Source organism: Pseudoalteromonas phenolica (genome assembly GCF_005886345.1).
Classification (GTDB): domain Bacteria; phylum Pseudomonadota; class Gammaproteobacteria; order Enterobacterales; family Alteromonadaceae; genus Pseudoalteromonas; species Pseudoalteromonas phenolica_A.
In genome coordinates this window covers 1-2,027 of record NZ_PNEC01000084.1, presented here as the reverse complement: position 1 = coordinate 2,027, position 2,027 = coordinate 1, and the positions used below count along the sequence as shown (strand labels likewise).

3 protein-coding genes are annotated in these 2,027 nt (G+C 37.6%); all 3 read right to left on the bottom strand.

The features are described 5' to 3' along the window. Positions 1-192: 192 nt before the first annotated feature. A complete protein-coding gene (def, locus tag CWB72_RS19970; protein ID WP_138635114.1) occupies positions 193-693 on the bottom strand; it encodes a peptide deformylase in 501 nt (166 codons plus the stop codon). A 118-nt stretch (positions 694-811) separates the two neighbouring features. Then, positions 812-1,393 (bottom strand): hypothetical protein, encoded by a 582-nt coding sequence (locus tag CWB72_RS19965; RefSeq protein WP_138635112.1) that lies wholly within the window; start codon positions 1,391-1,393, stop codon positions 812-814. Positions 1,394-1,493: 100 nt separating this feature from the next. Next, a complete protein-coding gene (locus tag CWB72_RS19960; RefSeq protein ID WP_138635109.1) occupies positions 1,494-1,961 on the bottom strand; it encodes a DoxX family protein in 468 nt (155 codons plus the stop codon). Positions 1,962-2,027: the final 66 nt, after the last annotated feature.

Here is a 2,027-nt window from a genome sequence, read left to right as displayed (position 1 = left end):
GATGACGCCACTGTACCTAAAGGCTGATTTAAAGGAAAGACTTGAAGCAAAAACCATTTTAAAGACAGCGATTTAAAGTGACGCATAACGCTTGCCGTAAACGGCACAAAATAGCAGGCTAAAATTAGCGACGTAGGAGCACAAGCCTGCTGTTTTGTGTCCACGGTTTAACGGCCTTGTTATAAGCCATGATTACGCTTCTTTAATTGCTTTTTTGACCTTTTTAAGTGCCATTTTATGTTTTAATGGTGAAAGGTAGTCAATAAACAATTTACCTTTCAAATGATCGATTTCATGCTGTAAAACGATTGCTAAAAAATCATCACTTTCAACAACTACTTCTTTTCCATTACGATCTAACCCTTCAACTTTAACCTCTGTAAAACGCTCTACATCTGCGTAGTACCCGGGAACAGATAAGCAGCCCTCTTGCCCCATCTCTTTATTCGAGCCACTAACAACCTCAGGGTTAATAAGTATCAGAGGTGAATTTCTTTCCTCTGAAATATCGATCATTATGATCGCTTCGTTTCTACCAACTTGTGTTGCAGCTAAGCCTATTCCATCTTCAGTTGCATACATAGTATCAAGCATGTCATCGATTAACGTTTGAACCTCTTCGACGTTAACTACTTTTTCAGCTTTAACTTTTAATTTTTCATTCGGAGCTTTTAGAATTTCTAAAACGGCCATTTTACCTCGATATTTGATTTGGCTTATAACGCCCGGTTATGGGGCGAGTATTGGCTTGCTAAACTGGTGAGGTACGAACCCGAGCAAGCCAGTACGAGTCCTACTCATAAACCGCTTGTTAGTTGCGCTGTGATTTAACCCAACTTATAAGTGAATTAAAGGCCGGATAGATCATTTCTTCTTCTTCACTGAACAATACAAGAGGGACACTTGAAACCTTATACACATACTGTTTTTCTAGGGGATCATATACCTCTAGCGTGTAGCGGTTCCATTCACTATTAATTGGTTCATAATTTATATGGACTCTAAGAAATGGTCCAACATGTTTTGCAATCTCTTCAAGGCCCGCGTTATCAAAACTTACAAAGTTTCTTTTAAGTCCTTTAGACGCAGCTATATCACCTAATTCTTGTGTGCTAACAACCTGTGCTAACTTTATATCAGAAAGCGACTTTGTGTGTAATGCCCTATAAGAGCGCCATGAATCCATATTCTGAACGGTATCTAAACTTTGGGTAAGATAGACGTATTTGTACTTCTTGATATCATCTATTTTTAAGTTAATTAATATGTCCTCTTCCTTCACTTTGCTGTCAGTAGGAAAGAAACCTGTGGACTGGTTTATTTCAAGAGGTTTAACAGTACAGCCAACTATAAAACTTAATGCCATTATCAAAATTATTTCTTTTAGTCTCATATTTTCATTATTCTCATAAGCAACTAACGCTTAGCTAACAGGCAAAATTAAATAAGCTAAAATCGAGCGAAGCGACGAGCTTATTTAATTTTGTCCTAGTTTAGCGCCTTGTTATGTTCTTTACGCACAAGAAATACGCCCATGCGATTAATATGATTTGCAATGGTGCTCGTATCAACAAATAAACAGCTCCCCATTGATGACCACCTAGCCCAACACTATTTAAAGCAGCGTATACATTTGCAGGAAAAAACAATACAAAAATGAGAATACCAAGTTTTGCCGCAATGCGTTGGAATTTAGGCATGAAAAGAGCAATGCCAACCATTAATTCGAGGGCACCTGTAAAATAGATTAATGAAACTTTGAAAGGCACCCAAGAAGGAAGCATTTCAACCATTCCATCTGTTTTTACGATGTGACCTATAAAGAAAAAAATAAATGCCATCCCTAAACCCCAACAAGCATACTTGTTAATATCAACAGGTACCTTCATGAATTTAGAGTAAGCAAAGGCCATACCCAGCGGAGAAGAAAGAATTAAAAGAATTATTATTGGAGTTACCATGGTTCCATCCTAAGAACTGGTGTTACCCACTAAAAGTAGACACCCTAATTATGCATACCTGCTTTC